This window comes from Streptomyces sp. NPDC054841 (assembly GCF_053611045.1).
This window is the reverse complement of sequence record NZ_JBSGZO010000006.1, coordinates 1-20,507: the sequence shown is the minus strand read 5'-3', so window position 1 is coordinate 20,507 and position 20,507 is coordinate 1. Positions and strand designations below refer to the sequence as shown.

Genomic DNA, 20,507 nt, shown 5'->3' with positions numbered 1-20,507 from the left:
TCCGTCCCTCGTCGTGTGCGGTACGTGCCCGTAACTTGACACTGATGAATGTGACAATGTCCGGCGGCTGCGTCAAGAGTCATGCACCGGCCTGTGGATAACTCCGCGCAAGTCCTCCTTCGGCCTGGCCCCCTACGGGCCCGTACGCCTGGAGTCTGATGCGGATCCAGCCGCCAGGGTTGACGTCGCGTGTGGTCTGCGCCACTACCGTCGAACCGTGACTGTGATCGTGACCGAAAGCCTGAGCAAGCGGTTCCCCCGGGTGACCGCGCTTGACCGGCTCTCCCTGGACATCGGGCCCGGTGTGACCGGACTCGTGGGCGCCAACGGAGCCGGCAAGTCCACACTGATCAAGATCCTGCTGGGTCTGTCCCCCGCCACGGAAGGCCGGGCCGAGGTGCTCGGCCTGGACGTCGCCACCTCCGGCGCCGCCATCCGTGAGCGCGTCGGCTACATGCCCGAGCACGACTGCCTGCCGCCCGATGTCTCGGCCACGGAGTTCGTGGTCCACATGGCGCGCATGTCCGGACTCCCGCCGACCGCGGCACGTGAGCGCACCGCCGACACCCTGCGCCACGTCGGCCTCTACGAGGAGCGGTACCGCCCCATCGGCGGCTACTCGACCGGCATGAAGCAGCGCGTGAAGCTCGCGCAGGCGCTGGTCCACGACCCGCAGCTGGTGCTCCTCGACGAGCCGACCAACGGCCTCGACCCGGTCGGCCGCGACGAGATGCTCGGCCTGATCCGCCGCGTGTACACCGACTTCGGCATCTCGGTCCTGGTCACCTCCCACCTGCTCGGCGAACTCGAGCGCACCTGTGACCACGTAGTGGTCGTGGACGGCGGAGCTCTGCTGCGCTCCAGCTCCACCAGCGACTTCACCCAGATCACGACCACTCTCGCGGTCGAGGTCACCGACTCCGACGCCCACCCCGACGGGACGGCGGCACTCCGCGAGGCCCTGGCCGCCGCCGGCATCACGCTGCACGAGGGCGTCGAGGAGGGGCTGCCGGGGGCCGGTCACATCCTCCTGCTGGAGGCGACCGGCGAGGAGACGTACGACACCGTCCGCGACACCGTCGCCACCCTGGGCCTCGGCCTCGTACGGATGGAACAGCGCCGCCACCACATCGCGGAGGTCTTCCGCCCGCAGGCAGCGGCCCAGCCCATGGAGGTGCCGGCGCGATGAGCAACGGGACGACCCACACCGACACACCCCGCACCGAGACCACACGTATCCACAACATCGGATACCGCAACTACGAAGGCGCGCGCCTCGGCCGGGCCTACGCCCGCCGCTCGCTCTACTCGCAGTCGCTGCGCGGCGCTTACGGACTCGGCCGCTCCGCCAAGTCCAAGGTGCTGCCGATGATCCTCTTCGCGGTGATGTGCGTGCCCGCGGCCATCATTGTGGCGGTCGCGGTCGCCACCAAGATGAAGGATCTGCCGCTCGACTACACCCGCTATGCGATCGTCACGCAGGCGGTCATCGGCCTCTTCCTGGCGGCCCAGGCCCCGCAGTCCGTCTCCCGCGACCTGCGCTTCAAGACCGTGCCGCTGTACTTCTCGCGGCCCATCGAGCGAGTCGACTACGTCCTCGCCAAGCTCGGTGCGATGGCCTCCGCCCTGTTCGTCCTCACCGCCACCCCGCTGCTGATCCTCTACATCGGCTCGCTGCTGGCGAAGATGGACTTCTCCGACCAGACCAAGGGATTCGTGCAGGGGCTGGTCTCCGTGGCGCTCCTTTCGCTCTTCTTCGGCGGCCTCGGCCTCGTCATGGCCGCGCTCACCCCGCGCCGCGGCTTCGGCGTCGCCGCCGTCATCGCCACCCTGACCATCACCTACGGCGCGGTGTCGACGGTCCAGGCCATCGCACACGAGACCGGCTCCGGCGGAGTCGTCGAGTGGCTGGGCCTCTTCTCGCCCATCACCCTCATCGACGGCGTGCAGACCGCCTTCCTCGGCGCGACCACCTCCTTCCCCGGAGGAGAGGGCCCCGGCACCGGAGCCGGCGTGGTCTATCTGCTGGTCGTCCTCGCGCTCATCGCCGGCTCGTACGCCGTGCTGATGCGCCGCTACCGAAAGGTCGGGCTGTGACAACCATCAACATCGACCACGCCTCCCGCTGGTTCGGCAACGTGGTCGCCGTCAACGACGTGACCATGACCGTCGGCCCGGGCGTCACCGGACTGCTAGGCCCCAACGGAGCCGGCAAGTCCACGCTCATCAACATGATGGGTGGTTTTCTCGCCCCCTCCACGGGCAGTGTCACCCTCGACGGGCAGACGATCTGGCGCAACGAAGCGGTGTACCGGCAGATCGGCGTCGTGCCCGAGCGCGAGGCGATGTACGACTTCCTGACGGGGCGGGAATTCGTCGTCGCCAACGCCGAATTGCACGGACTGGGCGCGAAGGAAGCCCAGCGCGCGCTGGCCACGGTGGAGATGGAGTACGCGCAGGATCGCAAGATCGCGACGTACAGCAAGGGAATGCGCCAGCGCGTCAAGATGGCGTCCGCGCTCGTGCACGAGCCGAGCGTGCTGCTCCTCGACGAGCCCTTCAACGGCATGGACCCGCGCCAGCGCATGCAGCTCATGGAGCTGCTCCGGCGGATGGGTGCCGAGGGCCGCACGGTCCTGTTCTCGTCCCACATCCTGGAGGAGGTCGAGCAACTCGCCTCGCACATCGAGGTGATCGTCGCGGGACGGCACGCGGCGAGCGGCGACTTCCGCAGGATCCGCCGGCTCATGACGGACCGGCCGCACCGGTATCTGGTGCGCTCCAGCGACGACCGGGCGCTGGCCGCCGCGCTGATCGCCGACCCCTCGACGGCCGGCATCGAAGTGGATCTGCAGGAAGGCGCGTTGCGGATCCAGGCGGTCGACTTCGGGCGGTTCACGGAACTGCTGCCGAAGGTCGCCCGTGAGCACTCCATCCGGCTGCTGACGGTCTCGCCTTCGGACGAGTCCCTCGAGTCGGTCTTCTCGTACCTCGTAGCGGCCTGAAAGGAGCCTTCGACATGTACAACCCGACAGTCGCCCGGCTCACCTACCGGGCCTTGCTCGGCCGGCGCCGGGCTGCGGTCCTCTTCGTCCTCCCGGGGCTGCTGCTGCTCATCGCGGCGGCGGTGCGGGCGTTCAACGGAGTGGACGACCAGATTGCCTCCGATGTGCTCGGCGGCTTCGCCATCGCCACGATGGTGCCGCTGATCGGTGTGATCGCCGGTACGGGAGCGATCGGGCCGGAGATCGACGACGGTTCGATCGTCTATCTGCTCGCCAAGCCGGTGAAGCGGCCGACGATCATCGTCACCAAGCTGATCGTGGCGATCGCCGTGACCATGGCGTTCTCAGCGATCCCCGTCTTCGTCGCGGGATACATCCTCAACGGCAACGGTCAGCAGATCGCGATTGCCTACACGGTCGCGGCGCTGGTCGCGTCGATCGCGTACAGCGCGCTGTTCCTGCTGCTCGGTACGGTCAGCCGGCACGCGGTCGTGATCGGCCTCGTCTACGCCCTGGTGTGGGAGACGCTCTTCGGCAGCCTCGTGCCGGGTGCGCGGACACTCAGCGTGCAGCAGTGGTCGCTGTCCCTCGCCGAGAAGATCGGCGGCGAGGGGATGATCACCTCCGACGTGGGCCTGCCGCTCGCGGTGGCGCTGCTCGTGGGCGTCACGCTGCTGGCGACGGGGTACGCGGGGCAGAAGCTGCGGACGCTGACGCTGGCGGGCGAGGAGTAGCGGGGGCGGCCCCCGGGGGACTGCCCTCGGGGGCGGTCCCGTTCTCACGCCCGCCTGACGAGCCTGTGAGGACACTGGGTGGAGGGCGAGAGGAGGAGCGCCATGGCCGAGCAACCGGAAGGGGCCCCCGGGCCGGAAGGGATCCCCGGGCCGGAAGGGGTCCCCGGGCCGGAAAAGGCGCAGTCCTGGGACGAGGCTGTCCTTGACGAGGACTTCATACGGGCCGCGGAGACGGCCGAGCCGTCCGCCCGGGCGCGGATGCTCGCCGCCCGCTGGCGGGGCTCGGCGCCCGAGCCGCAGCCGTGGCGGTCCGACGAGCCACCCGCGGGATGGTTCTGGAGCCGGGCGCGCAGACGGTGGCGGCGGCGAAGGAAGGGCTGACGGGGCTGTCGTCCCGCAATGGCCCGAAATTCAGTGGCGCGGAACTGACGGGGCGGGCACAGTAGTTGAGGCAGTCGCGCAAACGTGCGAATGCCATTTCAGGACCGGGGAGGGGTGCGGCGATGACCGAGAGTACGAGTCCGTCGAGCTCCCAGCAGGGCAGCGCACGGCAGGCTTCGGAGTAATCATCGGACTCCGTCGAGCCGCCGCGAGACTGCTGCCCGGGCGGCCGCTTCGAGCGCGCATACGCGCGGGCCGCCCTCCCGGAGGATTGGCCGAGTGGTAAGGCAGCGACTTGCTCTGTTTCTGCTCAGAAGCAAGTCGTCGTCGGGGCCTTGGACCCCGCGCGCGTTCGATCCGCGCATCCTCCGCGTTTCGCCTCCGGCGGTTCTGGGCCCCGCCGGGGTGGGCCCGGACCGTAGCGGCACCTGGTACCGGGGCGTTGTGCCCACCCTCACCCAGAGCTTTTGCCTGGGCTGGGGGTGCCCCCGGCCCAGCGGGCCGACTGCCCACAACGGCTAGGGCCTGTCGTTTGGACCAGGCCGCCCGGCAAGATCCGAACGATAGGCCCTAGCGGCCCAGCAGCTCCTCGAGCACCACAGCAATGCCGTCGTGCTCGTTCGAGGCCGTGATTTCGTGGGCCACGGCCTTGAGATCGTCGTGGGCGTTGGCCATGGCTACGCCGTGGGCGGACCAGGCGAACATGGGGATGTCGTTGGGCATGTCGCCGAAGGCGATCGTCTGGGCGGCCTTCACGCCGAGGCGCCGCGCGGCCAGGGAGAGGCCCGTGGCCTTGCTGAGGCCCAGCGGGAGGATCTCGACGATGCCGGGGCCGGCCATCACCACGTCCACCAGGTTGCCGACCGTCTCGCGGGCGATCCGGGTGAGGGCGTCGTCGTCGAGGTCAGGGTGCTGGATGTAGACCTTGTTGAGCGGGGCGGACCACAGCTCGGCCGGGTCGTCGAAGGCGACGACGGGGAGCGGGCCCTCCTGGACCCGGTAGCCGGCGCCGACGAGGACCTCGCCATCGAGGCCGTCGCGGCTGGCGGCGAGCGACAGCGGGCCGACCTCGGCCTCGAGCTTGGAGAGGGCGAGCCCGGCCAGCTGGCGGTCAAGGGTCACCGAGGTCAGCAGCTTGTGCTCGCCCGCGTGGTAGACCTGCGCGCCCTGGCCGCACACCGCGAGGCCCTGATAGCCCAGGTCGTCCAGGATGTGCCGGGTCCACGGGACGGCCCGCCCCGTGACGATGATGTGCGCGGCGCCCGCCGCCGTGGCGGCGGCGAGCGCGTCGCGCGTGCGCTGCGAGACGGTGTCGTCGGAGCGCAGCAGCGTCCCGTCGAGGTCCGTAGCGATCAGCCGGTACGGAAAACTCACTTGGCGACCGGCTCCAGGACCTCACGGCCGCCCAGATACGGACGCAGGACCTCCGGCACCCGCACCGAACCGTCCGCCAGCTGGTGGTTCTCCAGGATCGCGACGATCGTGCGCGGTACGGCGCACAGCGTGCCGTTCAGCGTCGCGAGCGGCTTGACCTGCTTGCCGTCACGCATCCGCACCGACAGCCGGCGCGCCTGGAAGCCGTCGCAGTTCGACGCCGACGTCAGCTCGCGGTACTTGCCCTGGGTCGGGATCCACGCCTCGCAGTCGTACTTCCGCGAGGCGGACGCGCCGAGGTCGCCGGACGCCACGTCGATCACCTGGAACGGCAGCTCCAGGCCGGTCAGCCACTGCTTCTCCCAGTCCAGGAGACGCTTGTGCTCGTTCTCCGCGTCCTCCGGGTCGACGTACGAGAACATCTCGACCTTGTCGAACTGGTGGACGCGGAAGATGCCGCGCGTGTCCTTGCCGTACGTACCGGCCTCGCGGCGGAAGCACGGGGAGAAGCCCGCGTACCGCAGCGGCAGCTTGCCGGCCTCGATGATCTCGTCCATGTGATACGCCGCGAGCGGGACCTCGGACGTGCCGACGAGATAGAAGTCGTCCTTCTCCAGGTGGTACACGTTCTCCGCGGCCTGGCCGAGGAAGCCCGTGCCCTCCATGGCGCGCGGGCGGACCAGCGCCGGGGTCAGCATCGGGACGAAGCCGGCCTCCGTCGCCTGCGCGATCGCCGCGTTGACGAGGGCGAGCTCCAGCAGCGCGCCGACGCCCGTCAGGTAGTAGAAGCGGGAGCCCGACACCTTGGCGCCGCGCTCGACGTCGATGGCGCCCAGCGCCTCACCGAGCTCCAGGTGGTCCTTGGGCTCGAAGCCCTCGGCCGCGAAGTCACGGATCGTGCCGTGCGTCTCCAGGACGGCGAAGTCCTCCTCGCCGCCGACCGGGACGTCCGGGTGGACCAGGTTGCCCAGCTGGAGCAGCAGCCGGCGGGTTTCCTCGTCGGCCTCGTTCTGCTCGGCCTCGGCGGCCTTGACGTCGGCCTTCAGCTGCTCGGCCTTCTTCAGCAGCTCGGTGCGCTCGTCCGGAGAAGCCTTGGGGATGAGCTTGCCGAGCGACTTCTGGTCGGAGCGGAGTTCGTCGAAGCGGACGCCGGACGACCTGCGCCGTTCATCGGCGGAGAGCAGGGCGTCGACGAGTTCGACGTCCTCTCCACGGGCGCGCTGGGAGGCGCGAACACGGTCGGGGTCCTCACGGAGCAGGCGAAGGTCAATCACCCCACCAGGCTACCGGTGCGTGCTCCCCCCTCCCCAGTTGATATTGACTTGCGTTCCCTTTTGCCCTAATTACCGGAATTGAGGAACGTCACGGTGAATCCGGACCGACATCCGTCAATGAACGGGATGCCGGTCGCCGAAATGGGGCAAGTGCCGCTTCTTGCTTGACCTGTTCCCCTTGGGGAGTGCGGAACTTGGGGTCGTTGTCCACAGGGGTGGGCCGCTTCATGGGGTTATCCACAGGGTGTGAGGAAGATCTGTGGACTACGGAATTGATCATTCCGAAAGTCGCATGCGGACCAGAGGATTCCCCTTCCAAACCTGGTCCACGCACTCGTTCGGGTGGGAATTCCTCGCCCCAAAGAGTTGATCAAAGGAATTGGGCTGACCCGGACTGCCGGACGCGCTGTGGATGCATCTGGGGTGACTGGGGCGATTTGTCGACCATGTCGATTTACGTTGTCGACTTGTCCCCAGGTCGAGAAGCGCGCCTGTGGATAACTTCTGTGGGTAACGAAAAGTAGGAAGAAAGCGGGGACGGAACCGGTCAAAGAAAACGCAGGGTTACGCGCGGCCGTCCTGGCAGCGCGCCAGCCACTCCGCCGCGTCCACGAACTCCGCGTCCGACGTCCCGGGCCTCAGTACGCGCGCGGCGTGCTCCGGCGAGGACACGCCCGCCCGCGGATACGACCCCAGGAAACGCACCTTCGGGCAGATCCGCTTCAGACCCATCAGCGCCTCGCCCACCCGCCGGTCCGAGATATGGCCCTCGGCGTCGATGGCGAAGCAGTAGTTCCCGATCCCCGCGCCGGTCGGCCGGGACTGGAGCAGCATCAGGTTCACGCCGCGCACCGCGAATTCCTGGAGCAGCTCCAGCAGCGCACCCGGGTGGTCGTCGCGCTGCCAGATGACCACCGACGTCTTGTCCGCGCCGGTCGGCGCCGCGGGCCGGGCCGGACGGCCGACCAGTACAAAACGCGTCTCCGCGTTCTCCGCGTCGTGGATCTCGGTGACCAGTGCTTCGAGGCCGTACGTCGCCGCCGCGAACTCACCGGCGAAGGCCGCGTCGAACCGGCCCTCCTGCACCAGCCGTGCTCCGTCCGCGTTCGACGCAGCCGACTCCCACACGGCGTCGGGCAGATGGGCGCGCAGCCAGTTCCGTACCTGCGGCTGCGCGACCGGGTGGCCGGTCACCGTCTTCACGTCGGAGAGCTTCGTGCCGGGCCGCACCAGCAGCGCGAAGGTGATCGGCAGCAGCACCTCGCGGTAGATCATCAGCGGCTCGCCCGAGGCCAGTTCGTCGAGGGTCGCGGTGACGCCGCCCTCCACCGAGTTCTCGATCGGTACGAGCGCGGCCGCGGCCTCCCCGCTGCGTACGGCGTCGAGCGCGGCCGGCACGGACACCATCGGGACGAGCTCCCGGGTCGCGGCCTCCGGGAGCGTACGCAGGGCGGCCTCGGTGAAGGTGCCCTCGGGACCGAGATACGTATAGCGAGTCGCGGACATACCAGTCACCCTAGTGCGCCCGTGTACCTCGCTGCTCCCGGCGACGGGTGCGACGAGTGCGATGGGTGCTCACTGCTCCAGCAGCCGCTGGCCCACGTACTCCCCCTTCTTCGGACCGCCCGGCACGGCGAAGAGGCCGCTGGCCTCGTGGCGGATGAACGTGGACAGGGCGTCGCCCCGGTCGAGCTTGCGCTGCACCGGCACGAAGCCCTTCAGCGGGTCCGCCTGCCAGCAGACGAACAGCAGCCCGGCGTCGGGCGTACCGTCCGCGGCGATTCCGTCGTGGAAGGAGTACGGCCGGCGCAGCATCGCCGCGCCCCCGTTCTGTTCGGGGGCGGAGATACGGGCATGAGCGTTGTCGGGAATGACCAGATGTCCATCAGGACCGGTCTTGTCCAGATCGGGCTCGGTCGTCTCGCTGCCGCCGGTCAGCGGGGCGCCGTCCGACTTGCGCCGGCCGATCACCTGCTCCTGCTTCTTCGGCGGCAGCTTCTCCCAGTCGTCGAGCAGCATGCGGATACGGCGGACCACGGCGTACGAGCCGCTCGCCATCCACGGGTGCTGCCCACCGGTGCCGCCGGCCGGGACGAAGATCCGGCGGTCGAAGTCCGGCTCGGACGGCTTCGGGTTGCCGGTGCCGTCGATCTGGCCCATCAGATTGCGCGCGGTCATCGGCTGCGCCGTGGCACCCGGCGAACGATTGAAGCCGTTCATCTGCCAGCGCACCCGCGCTGCCTCGCCCGCGTCCTTCTGGACGGTACGCAGCGCGTGGAAGGCGACCAGTGCGTCGTTCGCACCGATCTGCACCCACAGATCGCCGTTGGAACGCCGCGCGTCCAGCTGGTCGGCGGAGAAGGCGGGCAGCGGGTCCAGCTCCACGGGCCGCTGCGCCACCAGGCCCGTACGGTCGAAGAAGGTCCGGCCGAAGCCGAAGGTGAGGGTCAGCGAGGACGGTCCGGCGTCCAGCGCGACGCCCGTGTCGCCGTCCCCGGCCGGTTCGCCCGCCATCAGCCGGGCCGCGGTCGCGGACCAGCGGCGCATCAGGGCGACCGCTTCCTTGCGGCCCGCCCCCGGAGCCAGATCGAAGGCGACCAGATGGCCGCGGGACTGCATGGGCGTGATGATGCCCGCCTGGAGCTCGCCGTAGAAGGCCTCCGAGGCGGAGCCGACGGTCTCCAGTGCGGTCGCCGGGTCGCCGGCGGCCGCCGCGTATCCGGCGGCGCCGCGCGCCGCGCCCAGCACGATCCCGGTCGCGCCCGCGGCGCCCACTGTGCCGAGCAGCCTTCGCCGCGAGATCTCGATGTCGCCCATGTCCCTGCTCACGTCCATGTCGCTGCTCACGTCAGCCGATCTTCACGTTCTTCTCGATGGTCGCCTGATCGATGTCGGACGTCCGTACCGTGACTTGGATCCGCCACTCGCCGGGCAGCGGGATCTGGATGTTGCTCGCGCTCCAGTGGCCGGTCGCGATCCGGTCGAGCACGACCGGCAGCGGGCCGATCTTCTCGGCGGTCAGGGTGAAGGCGACCTTCACCTCGGGAACGTCCAGCGGGCGCCCGTTGGGGCGGTTCACCCGTAGGTGCAGTTCGTTGGCGCCGGAGCTGCCCGGGTCGATGCTCAGCCGGGCGGTGCCCTTGCCGTCCTTGCCGCCGGTGTCGAAGGGGAGGGTGATGTCGACGGGCCGGTCGGGTACGGCGGTGGAGGCGGCCCCGGAGTCGCCGGCCTTCGCCGCCTGCTCCTCCGTACGCCCGGGCTCGGTCGACGTGAGGACGGTCGTCACGGCGAGCAGCACGACGGCGACGCCCGCCTCCGCCAGTACGGAACGGCGCAGTCCGGAGCGCTCCGGGTCGGCGTCCTTGATCCGCTTGCGCGCGGCAGTCGCCACCGCGGCCTTCTGCCGGGCAAGCTGGGCGGCCCGCTCGGGGTCGGCCGGCCCCGAGGCGTCCGTTTCCGGCTGCGCCTCCTCGGTCCCGGAGCCACTCTCGGCCCCGTCCGCCCCGGCCTCGGCTTCGGCCTTGGCCTTGCCCCTGATCCCGGCCTCGGTCCCGGCCTCGATTTCCACCGGAGCCGGACCTTCCGACAGCCGCGCCGTCCATCGGCGCGAGATCCACGCGACGCCGACCAGTACGGCGACCAGCCCCACCTTGAGCAGCAGCAGCCGGCCGTACGACGTGCCGGTCAGCGCCGACCAGGAGCCGACCTGCCGCCAGGACTGGTAGAGCCCGGTGACGGCCAGCACCACGACCGACCAGAACGCCACCCGGGAGAAGCGGAGCACCGCCGTACGTTCGACCGAAGGCGCCCGGTGGAGCGCCACGAGCAGGGCCGCCAGACCGCCGAGCCAGGCCGCCACGGCCAGCAGGTGCAGTACGTCCACGGGCATCGCGACGCCCGGCTGGACACCGGTCGAGGCGTGCTCGGAGAGCGCCCAGGTGCAGGCGATCCCGGCCGCGACGACCGTGCCGCCGATGGACAGCCCGAAGGTCAGGTCCTTCTTCTCCTTGGCGAGTTCCTTGGCGAGTTCCTCGGCGCGCTTCTCGGCGCGCTCCTCGGACGCCGCTACCGAACTCTCCGCGTCCCCCTTCGCGTCCTCCCCCGCATCTCCCTCCGCGTCCCGCTTCGCGTACGCCCCGAACAGCACCGCGACGAACAGCGCCGCCGCGCCGAGCAGCAGCAGCCGCGACACCAGCGCGGCCCCGGTCTTGGTCTCCAGCACGGCCTGCAGCCCGGCCAGGTCGAACACGTCGCCCAGCTCTCCCGAGCCGGTGTACGGGTTCCGCAGCAGCAGCATGGCGAGCGTGGCCGCAGTCAGCGTCACCCAGCCCTGCACCACCAGCCGCTGCATCGGCCGCGCGCCCGCGCCCCGCGGCCAGCAGGCCAGGATGAACGCGGCGCCGCCGACGAGCACGACGAACCCCGCGTACGCCGCGTACCGCGCGATGCCGTAGAGCGTGCCGACGAGTCCCCCGCCCGCCTCCTGCTTCGGCAGCTCCACCGCGGTCTTCGACGGCGCGCCGATGGAGAAGGTGAACGCGCCCGCGATCGGGTGGCTGTCGGCGGAGACGGCCTGCCAGGCGACGGTGTACGTGCCGTTCGGCAGGCCCGCGTGCAGCGTGACGCCGTACTTGACGAGGTTTCCGCTGCACAGGTTGTTGAGCTCGCCCGTGTCGACGCGCTTGCTGCGGGGGTCGAGGACGCGGATCGAGTCGTTCCCCATGGCGACCTGCTCGGAGAACGTGAGTGTCACGTCCTTCGGGGCGGTGGCGAGCACCGCCCCGTCCTTCGGGTTGCTTCCGGTCAGCGCGGCGTGCGCGCTCGCCGTGCCGGCGAGCACGGTGCCGAGCAGCGCGGCGGTGATGAGCAGCAGCCGCAGAAGAGTTGCGGCTCCGAAGCGCGGGGCGGTGGCTGTCATGGTGTGTCGTCAGTCCCTCAAGTAGCTCAGTGCTTCTTCGGGTTGTGGGTCTGCGCCTCCACGGGAAGCTCGACCTTGATCGAGTCGGCCTTCTCGAAGTGCAGTTCGATCTCCACCTTGTCGCCCTGCTTGGGGTGCTTCTTGAGGGCCATGAACATGATGTGGCTGCCGCCGCGTTCGAGCTTCAGCTCACCATTGGCGGGGATGTCGAAGGACTCCACCTGCTGCATCTTCTGGTTCTTCGTCTCATGGATCTGGACGTCGTCCGAGAGGCTGCTGGTGACCGAGGTGAGCTTGTCCGCCGTGTCACCGCTGTTCTTGACCGTGAGGAAGCCGCCCGCCATGTCGCCCACGGGCTGCGGCATGAACGCACCGCTGACCTTCAGCTCGGGTGCGGACTCCGAGGAGCAGCCCGCCAGCGCCAGGCCCGCGGTGAGGGCTATGACGGAGGCGAGGGTGCTCGTGGTGCGGCGGGTCACGGGTTCTCCCCCTTGATGATCTTCGGCAGGTCCTTGGCGTAGTCGTCCGCCGTGGTGTCCTCCCCGTACAGGACATAGCCCTGGTCGGTCTTGGGGGAGAAGGCGATCACCTGCGCGCCGTGCATGGAGACGACGGAACCGTCCTTCTCCTTCTTCGCCGGATCGATGCCGATGCCGATCTGGCGCGCGCCTGCCTGAATGGTCGGGAAGTCGCCGGTGAGGCCGACGAAGGACGGGTCGCCCGCCGCGGGCAGCCACTTGCCGAGCTCGGCGGAGGTGTCCCGCTCGGGGTCGGTGGTGACGAAGACGACCTGAAGCCGGTCCTGGTCGGCCTTGGGGAGCTTCTTCTTGGCGATGGCGATGTTGCTCATCGTCAGCGGGCACACGTCCGGGCAGTGCGTGTAGCCGAAGTAGATCAGCGTCGGCCTGCCCTTGGTCTGCTCGCGGAAGTCGTACTTCTTGCCCTTGGTGTCCGTCAGGACGAAGTTCGGCTTCTCGAAGGGCCGGTCGAGCACGGTCGCGGCCTTGCCCTTCGGCGCGGCCGACACGTCGGCGACGGAGTGGTGGGCCCCGTCCGCTGCGTCGCCGTCGGAACCGCAGGCGGAGAGGGTGAGCGCGGCCGCCGTCGCCAGGGCGGCGGCCGTCAGAGTCTTGATGCGCATGGAGTTGTGTCCCAGATTTCCAGATATGAGGTGCGGGGTGGGCGTCAGGCGGAGCGACGGCGGCCGGCCAGCACGCCGAAGGCGACACCGGCCACGCCGACGAGAATGCCGACGACGCCAAGGACCCGGGCCGTGGTGTCGGTGGAGCCGGCGGAGGCCGCCTCGGTCTCCTTCTCCGCCTCGTGCTCCTTGCCGTGCGCGGCGTTCTTGTCGCCCGCGGCGTTCTTGTCGTCGCTCGCGGCGCCGCCACCGTGGTGATCACCGGTCGCGGCCGACAGCTTGAGCACGGGCGCGGGGCTCTCCGGCTCCGCGGCGCCTTCCTTCGGCTCCTCGATCCAGCGCACGACCTCCTTGTTGTCGTACGTCTGGAGGGCCTTGAAGACGAGCTGGTCGGTGTCCTCCGGCAGCTGTCCCAGCGAGACCGGGAACTGCTGGAACTGGCCCGGGGCGATCTTGCCGCCGTCCGCGGTCCAGGTGATCTTCGAGACGGCCTCGGTGATCTGCTTGCCGTGGACGGTGAGCGGCTTGGCGAGCTTGGTCTTGGTGACCTCGGCCTTCCAGCCCGGCACGGGCTGCGGCATCACGGAGGAGAGCGGGTGCTCGGCGGGGACGGTGACCTCGAGCTTCACGGTCGAGGCGTTGTCGCGCTCGTTCGGGACCTTGAAGTTGACCGTGGCGTAGCCGCCCTTGGCGGCCTCGCCCTGCGGCTGCACGCTGACGTGCGCGAAGGCGGTGCCGCAGAGCAGGAGCACGGACGAGGTGGCGACAGCGCCGGCGGCGGCGAGACGAGAGACGTTGTTCATGGCAGAGAACACTCCACGTGAGAAGCAGGAAGGTGACCGGTCCGCGTGCGGGTGCGCGGGTACGTCGCGACACCACTCCCGTCGAGTGGGCCGCGTCAGGCTGCGAGCGAATACGGCACGGGAGGACCGCGCCTGATCACCGTGTGCTGGAGTGCCCCGGCCGCCGGCGGCGGGGGTGCGTCGAGGGACGTACGGAAGGGGTGCGGACCGGCGCCGGGCGCCCCGGGCAGTCCGGCGAGCAGCGCCCTTACGAGCACGAGGGCGGCCCGCAGGGCACGGACGAGCCCCGCCTCGGCCACCACCTCGGTGGCGCCGTGCGCACCCTGCGCGGAGAGCGCGGCCAGCCGGAACAGCGCGATGTCGCCGCGCCGCAGCAGCCAGCCGGTGGCGAGCGCGGCCAGCAGATGGCCGAGCAGCATCGGGAGGCTGGGCAGCAGCCCGGCGGAGGTGACGGCCACGGCCGGATCGGCCGCGGCGTGTCCGGCGTGTGCGGCGTGTGCGGCGTGTCCGGCCCGGGCCACCGTGGCCGGGTCGAGGCCCGCGCCGGTGACGATCCGGTGGGCGTCGGCGGCGCTCAGCGCGCTGCCGCCCGCGCCGCAGACGAGCTTGGCAGCCATCCTGATCAGGGCGTCGTCGGCGCTCGGCGACATGGTGAGGTGCCGCTGGCCGAGGCCGAAGAGGGCATGCAGTGCGAGCTGTCCGCCGGCCAGGAAGGCCACGACGGCCGGGAGCGAGCGCGTACGCCCGGCGAGCGGCGCCGTCACCGCGAAGACGATCAGAAACCCGGCGAGCAGCGTCCACCAGGGGACGGTCGCGCACGCGGCCAGTACGTGCCCCAGCGCGGACAGCACGACGCAGACCGCGGTGAACACCGCGGCCCTCAGCAGCCGCAGACCGGCTCCGGCGGGTGCGTCGGCGGGTGCGACCGACGGTTGGGCAGACATGGCCGGAACATCATCGCACTGCCCGTATCGCCTTCGTACGTCAGGTCCGGAAGGTCACGTTTGACGCCGCTCCGGGTGCGTGGCGTGGGCATACACGGGTTGGTTGATTCACGCATCCGCCGAATGAGGGCAATCACGTCAACTCCACGCTTACGAACGCGGCTCTGCGGCAATACGTAACGGTATGTCGAGCCGCAGCCAGGAGGCTGGAGCATGAGCATCTGGTGGACACTCCATTTGCGGCGCGAGGCGGCGAGCGTTCCGCTCGCCCGACGTCTTCTGCTCGGTGCCATGGAAACCGCGGGCGTCGACCCCGACATCTCCTACGATCTCTCGGTCGCGCTGAGCGAGGCGTGCGCCAACGCCGTCGAGCACGGTGGGAGCGCCGCAGCCGGTTCCTCTTCGGACGCGTACAGGGTGACGGCGTATCTGGACGACGAGAAGTGCCGTATCGAGGTGGCGGACGCGGGGCCCGGGTTTCCGGACTGCCGGCACGCCGCCGCTCCCGCCCTCTCCGCGGAAGGCGGCCGCGGGCTCTGCCTCATCGAGGAGCTCGCCGACCACGTGTACCTCCGGAACAGGCCGGGCAGGGGCGCGGTGGTGAGCTTCGACAAGATGCTGAAATGGCGGGAGGGCGCCCTGCTCAGAGTGGTCTGAGCGGAGCGCCCTCGCCGTACGGCACCTGGGGTGCGGCCCGGGGGATCAGCCCTGGGACCAGCACCTGGTCCCGTGAGGATCCATCAGCTCTTGAGCTGTGCCATCCAGGCCTCGACCTCGTCGGCCTGGCGCGGCAGCGCGGCCGACAGGTTCACGTTGCCGTCCTCGGTGACGAGGATGTCGTCCTCGATCCGGACGCCGATGCCGCGGTACTCCTCGGGCACGGTCAGATCGTCGGCCTGGAAGTACAGACCCGGCTCGACGGTCAGGCACATACCGGGCTCCAGCGTGGCATCCACGTACATCTCGCGGCGCGCGACCGCGCAGTCGTGGACGTCCATGCCGAGCATGTGGCCGGTGCCGTGCAGGGTCCAGCGGCGCTGAAGCCCCAGCTCCAGCACCTTCTCGACGTCGAGGTCGCCCAGCAGGCCCCACTCCACCAGCCTGGTGGCGAGGACGCGCTGCGCGGCGTTGTGGAAGTCGAGGTAGCCCGCGCCGGGCTTCACCGCGGCGATACCGGCCTCCTGGGCCTCGTACACCGCGTCGTAGATCTTGCGCTGCAGCTCGGTGTAGCGGCCGTTGATCGGCAGCGTCCGGGTCACGTCGGCGGTGTAGAGCTCGCTGGTCTCCACACCGGCGTCGAGCAGGAGCAGCTCGCCGGGGCGTACGGCGCCGTCGTTGCGCACCCAGTGCAGGGTGGTGGCGTGCGGGCCGGCGGCGCAGATCGAGCCGTAGCCGATGTCGTTGCCATCGACGCGGGCGCGCAGGAAGAACGTTCCCTCGATGTAGCGCTCGCTGGTGGCCTCGGCCTTGTCGAGGACCTTGACGACATCCTCGAAGCCGCGGGCGGTCGCGTCGCACGCCTTGCGCAGCTCGGCGATCTCGAACTCGTCCTTGACGAGGCGGGCCTCGGAGAGGAAGACCCGCAGCTCCTCGTCCCGCTCGGCGGTGACCTTGTCGGTCAGGGCCGCCTCGATGGCGGCGTCGTGCCCGCGGACGTTACGGACCGGGCCGGTCGCCTCGCGCAGCTGCGCCGGCAGCTCGCGGACGTCCTTGGCCGGGAGACCCAGCAGCTGCTCGGCCTCGGCCAGCGAATGACGCCGGCCGACCCACAGCTCGCCCTGGCCGTCCAGCCAGAACTCGCCGTTCTCCCGGTTGGAGCGCGGCAGCAGGTAGACGGTCGCCAGGTGGCCGTCCTCCGCCGGCTCCAGGACCAGGACGCCGTCCTGGGTCTGGTCACCGGTGAGGTACGCGTACTCGGTCGAGGCGCGGAAGGCGTACTCGGTGTCGTTGGAGCGGGTCTTCAGATTGCCCGCCGGGATCACGAGACGCTCGCCCGGGAAACGGGCGGAGAGTGCGGCGCGACGACGCGCGGTGTGCGCGGCCTGCGCGATCGGCTCGAGGCCGTGCAGCTCGGTGTCGGCCCAGCCGGACTTCATGTTCTCCGCGAGCTCGTCGGAGACTCCCGGGTAGACCGTGTTCTTGCGCTGACCGATCGGCTGTTCTTCGGACTCTTCCGGGGTCTCCGGGGTGAGCTCCTCTGCCACGGGCCTGCCTCCTCCTTGTTGGTACGACGCTGAACCCCTACCCATCGTACGGTCGTACGGAAGGGGCCCAGGGCCGCGCGGCCCATCACCCGTGAGTCACTGGAGCGTCACTCGAACCGGGCGGCCAGCATCACCACGTCCTCGCCGTCGTCACCCGCGTCGAGCCCGTCGGGCAGCACCGTCCGCAGCACGTGGTCCGCGATCGCCGCCGGATCGTCCCGGGCGGTCCTCGGCACGCTCGCCGCGGCGCTGTGCAGCCGTGCGAACGCCCGGTCCATGGGGTCGCCGGTGCGCCGCAGCAGCCCGTCGGTGTAGAGCAGCACCGTTTCTCCGGATGCGGGGGAGAACTCCACGCTCGGCGCCTCCCAGCAGGCGAGCATCCCGAGCGGAGCCGACAGCGAGGTCTCGACGAACTCGGTGCGCCGCTCGCCGACGATCAGCGGCGGGGTGTGCCCGGCCCCGGCCAGGACGATCTTCCTCTCCTGGCCGCCGGTGGGGGTGATCGCGGCGGGTTCGCAGTACGCGAAGAGCGCGGTCGCCGAACGGGCCGGTTCCGTCAGCCGCAGCAGCAGCTCCAGATCGGACAGTACGGCGACGGGGTCCTCGCCCTCCATCACCGCGTACGCCCGCAGGCTCGCCCGGAGCCGGCCCATCGCGGCCAGCGCGCTCGGCCCCGAGCCGGAGACAGAGCCGACGGCGAGCCCCAGCGCGCCCTCGGGCAGCGGCAGCGCGTCGTACCACTCGCCGCCGCCCCGCGGCCCGCCGAGATGGCGGGCGGCGAGCCGCACCCCGGGCACCCGGGGCAGTCGGGTGGGCATCAGTTCCTCGGCGATGACGGCCATCTGGCGGCGCGCCCGGTCCAGCTCCAGCAGCCGGGCCAGGTGCTCGGTGGCGTACCGCCCGTAGAGGCCGACGAGATGGCGCTGGCGGTCCACCGGCTCGGCCGGCTCGTCGTAGAACCAGACGGCGACGCCCAGCCTGCCGGCCTCGGCGGTGGCGAGCGGCAGGGCGTAGCTCGCGGCGTAGCCGAGGCGTGCGGCGACCTCGCGGTGGCGCGGGTCGAGGGACTCGTCGTGGAACAGATCGCCCTGCGCGACGCCGTCGGGCAGGCCGGCGCTCGTTCCGTCGAGGATCCGGCCGTACGCGGTGGCGCTGCGGGGGACGGTCTCGATATGGCCGAGGTCGGCGTGGGCCAGGCCGAGGCCGACGGTGCTGGCGGGCCCCTGGCCGTCGGCCGGTTCGAAGACGACCATGCCACGGCGGGCGCCGACCAGGGCGGCGCCCGCGCGCAGAAGTTCATGGAGTGCGTCGTCCAGGACCGCGGTTCTGGCCAGGCGCTCGGTGAGTTCGTGGAGGGTGGTCAGGTCGGAGACCCAGCCGGCCAGCCGGTCCTGGATCACCGCGCCGGGCGCGGCGGTCGGGACGCGGGAGGACGTGAGGGACGCGGCAGTGTGCGCGGGGGCTGGAACCGCAGAATCGATTCCAGCCACTTTCGGCAGGTGAGGGGCGCTCATGGCAGCAGGCTTTCCCGCTGGTGCGTTTCGGCCAATAGCATCGCAAACCCCCATGTCAATCTGCGCCGCTATCACTGCATCCACATCTACACGCACACAAAGGGGGATGTCCAGCATCGTCCTGGTGGGATTGCTGGTGTCCGACCGGTAGCTAACTTGGCCAAAAAATGCCCCCCATGGCAACGTTTTGCGGTCGACTAGGGGGTGTTCGGCATGGGGAACCCCTCAGGGTAGAAGCCCGAAGGGGAGTCATTTCGGACGTGATGGGTACGTAAACGGTGATGGCCAGGGGCAGTTGGGACAGCCCCGGAACCTGGCGGGGAGCCCGGGCGTCTTAACCGCCGTAGGCCGCCGCCCCCATCCCATGTGGCGGGACGAGTACAGCGGGACAGCAAGCGCCAGGCGCGCGCCACCCCTCGCCATGCGTTAAATGGACACAGCCCATGGGATCACCCATGCCTACGGCAAGGGCGGCGAGACGCCGCTCTGTGCGCACAGTGAAGCGATGCACACCTGGTGTGATGTGGACCTCGGCGTTCAACGGAAAGGAACGAGCGCTCATGCGCGAGATCCTCGGAAGGCGACGCAGGCTCCGGTTCCGGCGCAAGAGGAGGCCTGCTCCTCAGCTCGACGCGGCGCTCACCTGCGCCACAACATGGCAGTGGCCCGTACTTCCCGGCGTGGGACTCAAGGCGGCCGGCGGGCGGGCCGAACGCGGACGCGGCTGCGCCTGCCCCGATCCCGAGTGCGTCGTGCCCGGCGCGCACCCCTTCGACCCCGGACTCCTCGCGGCGACCACCGATGAGCGCATGGTGCGCTGGTGGTGGAACCAGCGGCCCACGGCCCCGATCGTGCTCGCCACGGGAGGCCGCGCGCCCTGCGCGGTGAGTCTGCCCGCGGTGGCCGGGGCCCGGGCGCTGGCCTCGCTCGACCGCATGGGTATGCGGCTCGGCCCGGTCGTCGCCACCCCGACCCGTTGGTCACTGCTCGTCGCTCCGTACTCGATGGAGCAGCTCGGCGATCTGCTCTACGCCAAGGACCGGGTGCCGAGTTCGCTGCGCTTCCACGGCGAGGGCGGCTATCTGATGCTGCCTCCCTCGGAGACCGGTACGGGACAGGTCCGCTGGGAGCGCGCGCCGCTGCCCGGGTCGGCCGCGCCCTGGCTGCCGGATGTCGAGGCGGTCGTCGACGCGCTCGTCGAGGCGAGCGTCAGTACGCCGTCCGGCGGGATGACACCACCGGAGACCGGGGAAGGCTCGCGGCTCGCCTACTGAGCACCTCGTTCACCGGGCACTTCGCTTACCGGGCACCTCGTTCGCGTACGCGGCTCGCGTACACGGCTCGCGCGCGTGGTCCGTTTGCACGGCTCGCGTACGTGCGGAGCATCCGGGCGCGGCGACTCACTCGTACGGGTGTGAGCCGGGCCCAGTTGCACGGGAATTGAGCGCGCGGCGCCCGGGCGTGCCGTGACCGTCGATATCTTCGGCCCACCATGAATCTGCGTATGACCGGGCTCACGGTCGCCGTCGTATCTGCCTCCTTGCTGCCGCTGGCTGCCTCCGCGGGACCGGCGGGCTCGCCCGATCCCGAAACGGCGGATCACAAGGGGGCGGAGCGGCCGGGAATTCTGGCTGGAATTCATGCACTCGAGGGCCCGGCAGAGGCGGCCGATGAGGGCGTCCGCGGGCAACGCACTAGCGAACGCTGCGGCCCGGAACTCAGCTCACCGGAGGGCGTCGAGGCGCAGACATGCGTACTGACGGAGGGTCCCGACGTCTGGGTGCGAACGTACTACCGCAACGCCACGGGTGAGCCGCTGAGTGCCGCGCTGAGCCTGATGGGCCCCGGTGGCAGAACCGTACAGACGCATTGTGGGATCGAAGCGGGAGATGAGCCCGCAGCCTGTGAAACGCCGCGTGAGAAGGCCCGTGGTGAAGCGGACGAGTATTCGGCGGTGGCGGAGTTCGCGGGTTCCGGAGATCACGCCGACGGTCCGCTGCTGCTGCGATCGGGGAGCAACTCCGCCGGTGCTGCGAGCAGTTGACGCCCGGCGAGGCGGTGGCTCGAATTCCGGAAATGGCAACGCCCGGTCGCTGGCGACGGGGGATGCACCAGCGACCGGGCTTCAAGAACGGTAACAAGAGATCTGCTGTTCGCAAATTCGATCTCGGGTATTCGGACAAGGAATTACTGGTCCGTACGGGCCGTTGTGACA

The 20,507-nt window shown here is 70.2% G+C and carries 19 protein-coding genes and 1 tRNA gene; 9 read left to right on the top strand and 11 right to left on the bottom strand.

Annotated features, from left to right (window positions below; translation table 11 throughout):
* Positions 1-223: 223 nt before the first annotated feature.
* From ACWGI8_RS01860 to ACWGI8_RS01835, 6 genes are all read left to right on the top strand, one after another.
* Positions 224-1,189, top strand: a complete 966-nt coding sequence (locus tag ACWGI8_RS01860; protein WP_453657765.1) for an ABC transporter ATP-binding protein — start codon at positions 224-226, stop codon at positions 1,187-1,189.
* Positions 1,186-2,097, top strand: coding sequence for an ABC transporter permease (locus ACWGI8_RS01855; protein ID WP_453657701.1), 912 nt, complete (start codon positions 1,186-1,188; stop codon positions 2,095-2,097). The genes ACWGI8_RS01860 and ACWGI8_RS01855 overlap by 4 nt, the downstream gene beginning before the upstream one ends.
* Positions 2,094-3,005: an ABC transporter ATP-binding protein gene (locus ACWGI8_RS01850; RefSeq protein ID WP_453657699.1), complete on the top strand. Its 912-nt coding sequence runs from the start codon at positions 2,094-2,096 to the stop codon at positions 3,003-3,005. Before ACWGI8_RS01855 ends, ACWGI8_RS01850 begins: the two co-directional genes overlap by 4 nt.
* Positions 3,006-3,019: 14 nt before the next feature.
* Positions 3,020-3,739 carry an ABC transporter permease subunit gene (locus ACWGI8_RS01845; protein WP_453657697.1) on the top strand — a complete coding sequence of 240 codons (720 nt, stop codon included), beginning with the start codon at positions 3,020-3,022 and terminating at the stop codon, positions 3,737-3,739.
* Between the two features lie 102 nt (positions 3,740-3,841).
* Positions 3,842-4,120: an SGM_3592 family protein gene (locus ACWGI8_RS01840; RefSeq protein WP_453657695.1), complete on the top strand. Its 279-nt coding sequence runs from the start codon at positions 3,842-3,844 to the stop codon at positions 4,118-4,120.
* Positions 4,121-4,385: 265 nt separating this feature from the next.
* Positions 4,386-4,491, top strand: a tRNA-OTHER gene (locus ACWGI8_RS01835).
* 199 nt (positions 4,492-4,690) lie between these two features.
* On the opposite strand, the gene ACWGI8_RS01830 is transcribed toward ACWGI8_RS01835, so the two are convergent.
* From ACWGI8_RS01830 to ACWGI8_RS01790, 9 genes are all read right to left on the bottom strand, one after another.
* Complete coding sequence (locus ACWGI8_RS01830) at positions 4,691-5,494, bottom strand: HAD family hydrolase (protein WP_453657693.1); 804 nt, start codon at positions 5,492-5,494, stop codon at positions 4,691-4,693.
* A complete protein-coding gene (serS, locus tag ACWGI8_RS01825) occupies positions 5,491-6,768 on the bottom strand; it encodes a serine--tRNA ligase (protein WP_453657691.1) in 1,278 nt (425 codons plus the stop codon). Before serS ends, ACWGI8_RS01830 begins: the two co-directional genes overlap by 4 nt.
* Before the next feature lie 564 nt (positions 6,769-7,332).
* On the bottom strand, positions 7,333-8,274 hold the full coding sequence (gene pheA, locus ACWGI8_RS01820) for a prephenate dehydratase (RefSeq protein ID WP_453657689.1): 942 nt from the start codon (positions 8,272-8,274) through the stop codon (positions 7,333-7,335).
* 69 nt (positions 8,275-8,343) lie between these two features.
* Positions 8,344-9,585, bottom strand: coding sequence for an iron uptake transporter deferrochelatase/peroxidase subunit (gene efeB, locus ACWGI8_RS01815; RefSeq protein ID WP_453657763.1), 1,242 nt, complete (start codon positions 9,583-9,585; stop codon positions 8,344-8,346).
* Between the two features lie 31 nt (positions 9,586-9,616).
* On the bottom strand, positions 9,617-11,686 hold the full coding sequence (locus ACWGI8_RS01810; protein ID WP_453657687.1) for a copper resistance CopC/CopD family protein: 2,070 nt from the start codon (positions 11,684-11,686) through the stop codon (positions 9,617-9,619).
* A gap of 26 nt (positions 11,687-11,712) precedes the next feature.
* Entirely contained in the window at positions 11,713-12,165 is a 453-nt protein-coding gene (locus tag ACWGI8_RS01805; protein WP_453657685.1) for a copper chaperone PCu(A)C, read from the bottom strand.
* Positions 12,162-12,827, bottom strand: coding sequence for an SCO family protein (locus tag ACWGI8_RS01800; protein ID WP_453657683.1), 666 nt, complete (start codon positions 12,825-12,827; stop codon positions 12,162-12,164). Before ACWGI8_RS01800 ends, ACWGI8_RS01805 begins: the two co-directional genes overlap by 4 nt.
* Positions 12,828-12,871: 44 nt before the next feature.
* The gene (locus ACWGI8_RS01795; RefSeq protein ID WP_453657681.1) at positions 12,872-13,630 is read right to left on the bottom strand and encodes a YcnI family copper-binding membrane protein; all 759 of its coding nucleotides are present in this window, start codon (positions 13,628-13,630) and stop codon (positions 12,872-12,874) included.
* A gap of 95 nt (positions 13,631-13,725) precedes the next feature.
* Positions 13,726-14,574, bottom strand: a complete 849-nt coding sequence (locus ACWGI8_RS01790) for a hypothetical protein (RefSeq protein ID WP_453657679.1) — start codon at positions 14,572-14,574, stop codon at positions 13,726-13,728.
* A 213-nt stretch (positions 14,575-14,787) separates the two neighbouring features.
* Between ACWGI8_RS01790 and ACWGI8_RS01785 the strand changes: the two genes are divergently transcribed.
* Positions 14,788-15,231: an ATP-binding protein gene (locus tag ACWGI8_RS01785; protein ID WP_453657677.1), complete on the top strand. Its 444-nt coding sequence runs from the start codon at positions 14,788-14,790 to the stop codon at positions 15,229-15,231.
* Between the two features lie 83 nt (positions 15,232-15,314).
* On the opposite strand, the gene ACWGI8_RS01780 is transcribed toward ACWGI8_RS01785, so the two are convergent.
* Both ACWGI8_RS01780 and ACWGI8_RS01775 read right to left on the bottom strand, forming a co-directional pair.
* Positions 15,315-16,778 carry an aminopeptidase P family protein gene (locus ACWGI8_RS01780; protein WP_453657675.1) on the bottom strand — a complete coding sequence of 488 codons (1,464 nt, stop codon included), beginning with the start codon at positions 16,776-16,778 and terminating at the stop codon, positions 15,315-15,317.
* A gap of 107 nt (positions 16,779-16,885) precedes the next feature.
* Positions 16,886-18,409, bottom strand: coding sequence for a PP2C family protein-serine/threonine phosphatase (locus ACWGI8_RS01775; protein WP_453657673.1), 1,524 nt, complete (start codon positions 18,407-18,409; stop codon positions 16,886-16,888).
* A 443-nt stretch (positions 18,410-18,852) separates the two neighbouring features.
* On the opposite strand from ACWGI8_RS01775, the gene ACWGI8_RS01770 reads away from it, so the two are divergent.
* The gene (locus tag ACWGI8_RS01770; RefSeq protein ID WP_453657671.1) at positions 18,853-19,566 is read left to right on the top strand and encodes a bifunctional DNA primase/polymerase; all 714 of its coding nucleotides are present in this window, start codon (positions 18,853-18,855) and stop codon (positions 19,564-19,566) included.
* A 218-nt stretch (positions 19,567-19,784) separates the two neighbouring features.
* On the top strand, positions 19,785-20,336 hold the full coding sequence (locus ACWGI8_RS01765) for a hypothetical protein (RefSeq protein ID WP_453657669.1): 552 nt from the start codon (positions 19,785-19,787) through the stop codon (positions 20,334-20,336).
* The last annotated feature ends 171 nt before the right edge of the window (positions 20,337-20,507 follow it).